Consider the following 9,215-nt stretch of genomic DNA (forward strand, 5'->3'; position numbering starts at 1 on the left):
TCTATGTAGTTAAAAATTTAGTTTGCTGCAAATATAGGATGAACTTGGCCCGATCATTAATCCCTACCTTGCTATACATGTTACTGATATAGTTCTTGATCGTGCCTTCGGTCATCATCAGGGTGTTGGCGATCTGCCTGTTGGTCAGTCCCTGCAGCATCAGGGTCGCGATTTCACGTTCACGCTCGCTCAGCTCGATGCCTTGCTTGCGGATGTTGGTCATCTCAAGCTCACCCGTGGCGATGGCGGAGAGACTGTTCAGCTTTTCAGCCAGTTTTTTGGCTACTGGGACAGGCAGCATGAGCTGTCCGTGATAGGCTTTGCGGACGGAGTCGACCAGATCGCTTGCCCGCATATCCTTGAGCAAGAAGCCGCTCGCTCCATTCAGCAACCCTTCCACTATATAATCGTAATCAGAAAAAGTCGTCAGGATAATGACACACAGGTCAGGAGCAATCGCCTTGCACTGCTTGATGCTCTCAATCCCATTGAGCACAGGCATCTGAATATCCATCAAGACAATATCAGGGGAGAGCGTTCTGACCTGCTCGACCGCTTGCTGACCATCCTCAGCATAGCCGATGACTTCCATATCTTCTTCCAATCCAAAAATAACCTCCAGCCCGTCACGAAACAGTGCCTGGTCATCCACGATCAGTATTCGTTTTACACTCATTGATGAGTTCCTCCCCCCTTTGTCAGCCATCCCCACTCTCATCAGACTGGCAGCGTAATGGATAAGACACAGCCTTCTGTCTCTCCATCCTCGATATGAAACGACCCGTTGCACAGCTCGATCCTCTCTTTCATCGCCGTCAAGCCGAAGCCAAGCGATGAGTCACCGAAGCGGTTTCCATTGCTCTCCAGGCGGAACCGGATCTGTCCGTCCTGCTCCCGGAGCATAAAGGAAAAACGGGTGCTCTGTCCGTGGCGAAAGCCGTTGGTCAGCGCCTCCTGCAAGGCGTGGTACAGAATTTTGTGCTTCACAGCGCCAACCGGTGTCACGATGTCCATCTCGTAGTTGATCACAGCACCGGTATATTGCTCGGTTTCTTTGATCAGCGTTTCCAGTGAAAAAAGGATATCTTCGTCCAGATCCCCCTCTTTTAACATACGGACGGTGCGCCGGACCTCTGTCAGACTCTGGCGGATCAGCTCCTGTAATTTTTCCATCCGCTCTACGGCACGCTCGATATCTTTGTTCAGCAACAGCTTGACCGATTCCATCTGAATATTGGTAACGGTCAAGGTATGCCCGACGATATCATGCACATCGTGAGCAATCCGGTTGCGTTCTTCGAGGATGTTGACATTGGCCATCGCTTTGGCGGTCTCAACCATCGAGTCGCGGAGCTGGTGGTTCACTTCCTCCAGTTCGGCTGTCCGCTCGATGACCTTTTCTTCCAGCTCTTGATTCCAGCGCGCCAGCTGCAAGTGCATGCTGACACGAACCATCAGCTCATCCTTGCCGATCGGCTTGAGCAGATAATCATTGGCCCCGGCGTCGAAGCCTTTGATCAGATCGCTTACTTGGTTATTGGCGGTAAGCATCAGGATCGGCAGCTCGGTCAGGGAATACTGCTGACGAATCCGCTGACAGACCTCGATCCCTGAGAGCTTGGGCATCATCACATCCAGCAGGATCAAATCAGGCTTCATCCCCTCTTTGAGCAGACGGAGTGCTTCTGCGCCGCTTTGGGCCTCGTGTACGACACACGGCTCGTTATATAAATAGCTTTGCATCACCTGAAGATTGACCGGATCGTCGTCTACGATCAGAATCAACGGGGCTTTGGGTTGCAACGATGCGGCAGGATGCTCCAGCTTCTCCAGAGTGGCAGCCAATGGTATGAATGCAGGCGCAGCCTCCCTCAGATACTCCCCGTGCGCATGAGCGTACGTACCTGTACCCGACGATATCTTGGGTTCATGCAGCTCCAGCGTAAAATGAAAGGTGGAGCCTACTCCGACTGCTGATTCTACCCCCAGCTGTCCACCGTGCAATTCGACCAATTCCCTGCACACATGAAGCCCCAGACCACTGCCGATAAAATCCTGCTGCGCCCATACCCCTGCCTGCTCATAGGATTCAAAAATCCGCTCCATATGCTCCGGCTCAATCCCGCTTCCCGTATCACTCACCTGAATCTCGATACGTTCCACCCGATCCACCATCCGTACGGACACACTGCCCGTATCGGTGAATTTGATCGAATTGCCGATTAGGTTATGGAAAATCTGCTGAAGCCGTGCTTCATCCGCATAGACGATCGTGTTGGGCGGGATATGGTGGCGCAGGGTCAGCTGTTTTTTCGAAGCAAGCGGTTGCAGCACCAGCAGGACGAACTCCACCACCTGTGCGAGATCGACGGGAACTTTACGCAGGGTGATCTGTTTTTCCTTGAGCTTGGAGTAGTCGAGGATGTCATTGACCAGCTGGACCAAGCGCCATCCACTGCTGATGATCAGCTGCAGATGATTGTTGGCCGCCGCCGGCAACGACCCGGCTACCCCTGTCCGAAGCGATTCCGCCAAGCCGATCATCCCGTGCAACGGTGTGCGCAGCTCATGGGAGGTCTGGGCAAAAAACTGGTCTTTGGCCTTGTCTAGCTCCAGCAGCCGTTCGGACAGGTCTTCGATCCGGACGAAGGCCTGTGCATATTTTTTGGACAGCATAAAAGATTGCGCCAGCATGAACAAGAACAGTCCATCTCCCGACATGAAGGTTCCCTGCACAATCCCCAGCGTATACAATGCCTCGTTAATAAAGCCCAGGATGAGGAAAGCAAAGCCGATCATAAAGAGATACGTCCCCGGCGACTTCCTAAGCATCGCCTTCACCGCGACCCACACCGAATAGAACAAGACGAACAGGACAAACAGGATCAACACGACCAAAAACCGGTCAAATATTTTATTCGAAGTAAACAAAATCAGCGCGACAAATGGTGCACACGCAACCAAATACCATCGAACCAGCCTAAGCGAGGTCTCTCCTGGAAAGGTATAGCGGATGTACAGCAGCAGTGTCGAGGACGCCAACGGAATCGTCAAATACATCAGCTTGTTCCGAATAAACCAGTCGAACTCGGGGAACGCCAGACCAAGCAGACGGTCTGATCCGGTCATGAAAATACGCAGGGCCACCAGCAGACAGGTCAGACCGAAGTAAAGCCCTGATAAATCTTTTCTGCGTACCAGGAAAAAGGCGATATGCGACATCCCCATGAACAGGATGCCACCGAACAAAAGCCCGTCATAAGCGACTCCCCTCTCCCGCTGGCCGAGCAGATGCTCCTCTGTCCCAAAGACCAGACTGCGGGATTTGGCACTCCGGAAAAAATAATTGGAGACATGCAGGGTGATATGGACGGTATCCTGATCTAGTGTAAAAAACGTCACCTGTGTCAAAAAGCGCGGGACAGCCTCCTCTGCCGTCTTCCCTACCACACCTGCCTGTGACAGCAGCTGATCCTCGACAAAAAGCTGAAAGGACGTAAACATCTCCGTGGAGCGAATCCCATAACGCCCATGCAGCCCCTTGGTCTTGACCAAGAGATGCAGGGTGGCATATCCGTCTTCGGTAAGCTCTTGGCCCTCAACCTTTTTCCCGCGCCAGGCTCCAGGGACAGTAAGCGTTCCCGTTTTTGCCGGGGTGTTGGCGGCAGGGTCAAGGAATTGGGAAGTCGGCAACAGCGAAGACCAATAAAAGTCCCACTCCCCATCCAACGTAATCGGCCCATCCTTGGCAAAATCCCAATCGGTTGCATCCAGCACACCATTGATTGCTTTGGGCGGTTTTTTTGCTTGGGCGGCTGTGGCTGATGATGATGTCTGGGGATTTGATGTACTGCATCCCGAACCGATGAGACCAAGGAGTCCACACAGGATGAGGAGAATGGTTAATCGGTGAAGCACTCTCATCTACGTGGAATGGACGCTCTCAGTTGCAGGTGACAAAGGTGCGGCTACGTAGTGGAATTGGCCCAATGAACCAAAGAGGAGTTTCAAGGTACCTTTTGTATTCGTATCATCATCTGGTGACGCTGGAGTCGTACTGTTGGCAAAATCGTCAGGTGACAGTCCGTTCGGTACGGTAGTGGATGGAAGCAGTCCCATCGCGATGTAAGCCTGAGCGATTAACTTACTGCAAAAATAAGTCTCCATCGAAACGTACAGTCCGATCAGACCGGCCCCGTATTCACCCATCATGCGCACATGGCTCGCCTGTGGCGTCCCGTGTACATAGCTGATGAAGTTGGTTAGGCGGGTAAGCTGTTCGGTTGTCAGATTGGAGGTGTCGCTCGCTGGCTGTCCCACACATTGATAAGGACGATATCCGAATGTTGCTTCATCCAGATCACCAGCCACATCGGTATAGAAACGGTCTTGCAGCGGAACCAGCATGACGCCTGCCTTGTAGGTACCGGTCACGATATCAGGCAGGTTGTCGAGGTCAGTCGACTCCAGTACCAGCAGATCAGGCAGGGAGGCAGATGGAGTGAACCCGGCCAGATGCAAATCAGCTTTGCGGATGATCATTCCAACATGTGACCACTCGCCGTCAGATACGCGCTCGATGATTTTGGAGCCCGGTGATGTCCCATTGGCAAAAATCAGGTCTCCGGTTTTTGCAACTTTTTCTAAGTGGTTGTACTTCCAAGGATGGTGGGAATTGTTTTGATTGGTCACTGTCATCTCACTCCTGTAATTTATTGCATTACAAACATATCGTACCATAGAATATTTCAATTTGTCATGACTTTAGGTATTGGGTTATGGGTACATAGTCACATTCATGGTCTGTCATGGATAGATAGAGGGCCTCCCAAGCCACTCAGAAGACGCGTTCCACATGCAAAAGCCACTGTGCCAGGAATACTCCCAGCCAGTGGCTTTTGTCTGCAATCCGTATGTGTGTTGTGGCTGAACCGATTGGTATGTAGATGCTTACAGGATCGCTGGTACGATGGTGTGCAGGAACAGGTCGGCAGTCGCATGCGAGATGATCGCGTACTCCAAGCCCTTTCTCCAATACAGGTAACCGAACCAGACGCCCAACAGTCCATTGAGGATCAGTGCCCGGATGACCACCAGTGTCGTCAATCCACCCAATGCTGATGCTGTCGTCGGCAGGTGTAACGCGCCAAAAATCAAGGTCGCCGCCAAAATCCCGAACCAGTAGTAGCCAGCCGGCACCTGTTCGTTGGATTTCTTGGTCAGGACAGCCAGCAGCCAGACGAACAGCGTCATCAAAAACAGCCGCACCTGTACCTCTTCCACAATGCCCCCATACAGCAAGGTCAAGAGTCCGGTCCACCAAGGTCCAGTCTCGACTCCAGCCAATTGAGGGATGTTAGGAACGAATACAAACAGATCGAGTAAAGCAATCAGTATGGCCCCTAAAGCACCGAAGAGGATCGAATACCAAATCCATTGTTTGGAAATACTTGGAGAGCGTCTCTCATACAGCCATTCTCTGAGAATCGGTGTACCCAGTCCGACACGAGATGCCATGCGAAGGCCAAGTACGCTTGCAATCAAGACGAGCGCCCCTGTCTGCAGAGCCATCAGTGTATACAACACAGGCAACGGAACGGAAGCGCTTTTCGCGGCATCCCCACCGAGCAGACTTAATTGGTATGGGACAATAGCAAAGGCTGCAATGACACCAAGGATGGTAAAAAACAGGGCGATCCGAAGGTTTCTTTGTTTTGCCATGATAACCTCCTGTTTTTTATTTGCTATTGTACCACATAAAGGTTGATAGATAAAACATTTCCCGTAAAAAAGCTATTTTTCGATTCGATAGTACCTCTCGCCCGTGCGTGGATTGTAGTACACACGACGTTTGACTCGGGAGATTGGATCTATCGACACCTCTTCAGTCCGCTCAAATCCAGGCGGTACCTGTTCATTGTGGTCTTCATGTGAGCGCTTGTCTTTCCATCTGGACAGGAGCAGGAGACCTCCAAGAACGGTTACTTGGAAGATAATGTAAAACAAAATAAAGGTAGACATTCCTTATTCCTTTTCCACGACAACAGCCGTACCGTATGCCACGACTTCGCCCATGTTCCCCATCGTCCCCGAGTCAAAACGGAACATCACGACAGCATTGGCCCCCATCGCGTTCGCGTTTTCAATCAGGCGGTCGAGCGCTTGCATGCGGGCATCCTCGAGCATGACCGTGTATTCCTTGATCTCACCGCCCACGACAGAACGAAGACCGGCCATGATATCTCCGCCGATCCCCCGCGCACGTACAATCAGCCCAAAGGCTGTACCTTTTACCTCTTTGACTTTATAGCCAGGGATATTCTCTGTTGTAACGACCAACATCACGTATGCACCTGCTTTCTCATTATTTTTCGGATAACGACATGGTAAATCAAGTCGGTACTGATATGGCTGATGATTGCTGCCTCCAGCCCATATTCCCAATATAACCAACCGAACATCGCCCCAGCCATCCCGTTCAGAACAAGACCGCGCTGGATGACGATCGGGCTATTGCCGTAATCCTGAAACAGAATCGGCAGATGGGCCGCACCGAATACCAAGGCGGACAAGATGATTCCCAACCAATATGCAAACATGCCAAGACCCGCCAGACCTGCCACCCAGACGATGACAGACATCACCCCAAGCCGCATGAGAATCTCTTCACATACGCCCCCATACAGAGAGGCCCACAATCCGTCCGTGGATTTGGGCTCTTCTGTGTTTCGTTTCCTGGGCAATCTGGGTTGATAATAGAGCTGATCTACACATTCGAGCAACAGACCCATGACGACTCCAAGCAAGGCAGACATCCCCCAAGCTACTGTCATGGACGTAGGTATAGAGGTGCCTGTGTGCCATACATCCAGGAGCTGTACGTCAAGCTGGGTGTCTGGGATGATCCGCAGTCCGACGAAGGTGCTGATCCCAAGAAACACGTACAGCTGGACGAGTGTGATGACCATCATGACTTTGGCTGACATGATCTTGCGTCCGGGAAATGCCATGCGGAATAACTCTGTCTGCTGCTTGAGCTTTGGATACTGGAGGGGTATGACCGACAAGGCGCAAATCATGGAGAAGATCCAGATCAGCCAGAATACTTGCACAGCATTATCCCCCTATGTTTATTTACACTATATTTCTTGCTTTTCGAGCAGATACCATCCCATGAAAAAGAAAATGGCGATCAGCGAAAACACACCAGCCAGGCTGGGAGCGGCCGTAACCGATGCTTCTGTCAAAGCGCTGCCCCGAAGCACGGCCATGGATGCATTGGTCAAAGCATCAGGTGAGACCATGCTCAGGAAGGTGCCCAGAAACGGCGGTACCGTGAAGATGACGATGTTAAACACAAGAGATACCCCTCCGGCAGAGACGGCACTGCTGAAGTAGCTGGATGCACACAGCGTCGTCGTCACGACCAAAAGCAGGTTGGGGATATACATGAGCGTGCCTGTCCATACATGCAGCCAGCTCAGATCACCAAACAGGATTTCGGTGTAATAAGCCGTCACCCCCATCGCAATCAGCATGCTCACGATGGTCAGGATGTAGTAGGTGAAGGCTTTTGCCAGATAGTACTTGGCCCGGCTGATCGGTTTGACGAACACCATGGAGGCGACTCCAGATGCTCTCTCCCCTGCGATGCTTCCCATCACGATCATGATCAGGATGAAGGAGCCCAACGTACTGAATTTACTGACAGCTGTCGCCAATACTTCGGCTGCGGTCGGCGTCGGGATTTCGATGACGGTACCTTCCGGCAGTCCTGTGGCATTCTCCAGCAACGTGGGCAGCATTTTCATCGTGATCGGCTGGGTGATGGTCAAGGCGATAAACACGAGAGGAATGAATAGGATTTTGTAGCTGGTGAACAATTCGCGGAATTCTTTTTTTATCATCGGGAGTGCAGTCATGATTGGTTCACAACCTTTAAGAAAATGTCCTCAAGTGTCATCGCTGATACCTGATAGCTGGACAGAATCGATCCGGATTGGATGATAATCTGGGGCAATTCTGCCTGGGCCTTTTGCATGTCGCTTGACTGGACCTTGTACCGTCCACCGTTGTAGTTGACTTCGGTAACCCATGGGGTATTCTCCAGCATGGTGATAAGATCTCCTGCCTGATGGTCAAGCGTAAACTCGATGACAGGTTCTACATGATTCGCCCGCAAGTCTTCCATCGTAGATGATAGGACGACAGTTCCCTGCCGGATGATGACGATGTGATCCGCCACCCGCTCGATATCATCGAGGATATGCGTGGACATGAACACGGTCATCACTTGTTTTAATTTTTCGATGAGCAACAAGACATCGTATCTTCCCATCGGGTCGAGGGCGGACACTGGCTCGTCGAGGATGATGATCTTCGGTTGGTTGATCAGCGCCTGGGCAATCGCCAGACGCTGCTTCATCCCTCCGCTGTAACCGCCGACTGCGCGATCCTTCACTTCATAGATCCCGCAGAGATGCAAGAGCTCTTCGGTTCTCTCATGGATGGTTTTTTTGTCCAAGCCATACAGGGTACCGACCCAGTGCATCCACTCTGTTGCTGTCATGTAGTTATAAAACGAAGGAATCTGCGGTACATAACCGATTTCACGGCTTACTTTATTGCGGTCTTTGACGGCATCATAACCTGCCACTTTGACCGTGCCTGAGGTGGGTGCAGCCAGACCTGTCAGGATGCGGATCGTGGTCGTTTTACCGGCACCATTCGCCCCGAGAAAGCCGACACACCCGATTCCGTCAATGGAAAAAGAGACGTCCTGCAACACTTGGTTTTTTCCATATGATTTAGTGATTCTCTCGCATTCAAGTATACGCAAAGAAAGCAACCCTTTCTTACATCCTGAATTTTAGTCTTTACGGCCTGCAAAGAAGTAAGTGACTGGTCCCAAGGTGCTGATAAACACAATGACAAGCGCCCAAGGCCATTTTTTGCCGCCGCGTACGCGGGATGCATCACGTCGAATCAGGTCAAACATAGCAAGTACCAGCAAGATTACTTGTAAAATGATCAAAGGTAAAACGATTTGCATATTAGCGTCCATAGTTAAAGTCTCCCATCATCATTATTATTGGTATATTTATCATTATATTATCTACGTTTGGTATAATCTACATTTTTTATAGTCTTTAAATAGAGGGAAACATCTCTGGACAAGTGGTTTCTTGCCCAGAGACACTCCCAGAAACGAGAAT

At 51.1% G+C, this 9,215-nt stretch carries 10 protein-coding genes; all 10 read right to left on the reverse strand.

Annotated elements, in window-relative coordinates; genetic code table 11:
- Position 1: 1 nt before the first annotated feature.
- A complete protein-coding gene (locus FGI41_RS02840; protein ID WP_139488436.1) occupies positions 2-676 on the reverse strand; it encodes a response regulator transcription factor in 675 nt (224 codons plus the stop codon).
- Positions 677-717: 41 nt separating this feature from the next.
- On the reverse strand, positions 718-3,918 hold the full coding sequence (locus FGI41_RS02845; RefSeq protein ID WP_176560097.1) for an ATP-binding protein: 3,201 nt from the start codon (positions 3,916-3,918) through the stop codon (positions 718-720).
- Between the two features lie 6 nt (positions 3,919-3,924).
- The gene (locus tag FGI41_RS02850) at positions 3,925-4,692 is read right to left on the reverse strand and encodes a hypothetical protein (protein WP_139488441.1); all 768 of its coding nucleotides are present in this window, start codon (positions 4,690-4,692) and stop codon (positions 3,925-3,927) included.
- Between the two features lie 258 nt (positions 4,693-4,950).
- Complete coding sequence (locus tag FGI41_RS02855) at positions 4,951-5,721, reverse strand: CPBP family intramembrane glutamic endopeptidase (protein WP_139488443.1); 771 nt, start codon at positions 5,719-5,721, stop codon at positions 4,951-4,953.
- A gap of 72 nt (positions 5,722-5,793) precedes the next feature.
- Positions 5,794-6,021, reverse strand: a complete 228-nt coding sequence (locus FGI41_RS02860; protein WP_139488445.1) for a hypothetical protein — start codon at positions 6,019-6,021, stop codon at positions 5,794-5,796.
- Positions 6,022-6,024: 3 nt separating this feature from the next.
- A complete protein-coding gene (locus FGI41_RS02865) occupies positions 6,025-6,342 on the reverse strand; it encodes a heavy metal-binding domain-containing protein (protein ID WP_139488447.1) in 318 nt (105 codons plus the stop codon).
- Positions 6,342-7,112 carry a CPBP family intramembrane glutamic endopeptidase gene (locus FGI41_RS02870; protein WP_139488449.1) on the reverse strand — a complete coding sequence of 257 codons (771 nt, stop codon included), beginning with the start codon at positions 7,110-7,112 and terminating at the stop codon, positions 6,342-6,344. The genes FGI41_RS02865 and FGI41_RS02870 overlap by 1 nt, the downstream gene beginning before the upstream one ends.
- A gap of 27 nt (positions 7,113-7,139) precedes the next feature.
- On the reverse strand, positions 7,140-7,922 hold the full coding sequence (locus FGI41_RS02875) for an ABC transporter permease (RefSeq protein WP_139488451.1): 783 nt from the start codon (positions 7,920-7,922) through the stop codon (positions 7,140-7,142).
- Complete coding sequence (locus FGI41_RS02880) at positions 7,919-8,788, reverse strand: ABC transporter ATP-binding protein (RefSeq protein WP_255298294.1); 870 nt, start codon at positions 8,786-8,788, stop codon at positions 7,919-7,921. Before FGI41_RS02880 ends, FGI41_RS02875 begins: the two co-directional genes overlap by 4 nt.
- 81 nt (positions 8,789-8,869) lie before the next feature.
- On the reverse strand, positions 8,870-9,064 hold the full coding sequence (locus FGI41_RS02885; RefSeq protein WP_139488455.1) for a PLD nuclease N-terminal domain-containing protein: 195 nt from the start codon (positions 9,062-9,064) through the stop codon (positions 8,870-8,872).
- Positions 9,065-9,215: the final 151 nt, after the last annotated feature.

The sequence above is a fragment of the Brevibacillus dissolubilis genome (genome assembly GCF_006170445.1).
GTDB classification, from domain to species: Bacteria; Bacillota; Bacilli; order Brevibacillales; family Brevibacillaceae; genus Brevibacillus_B; species Brevibacillus_B dissolubilis.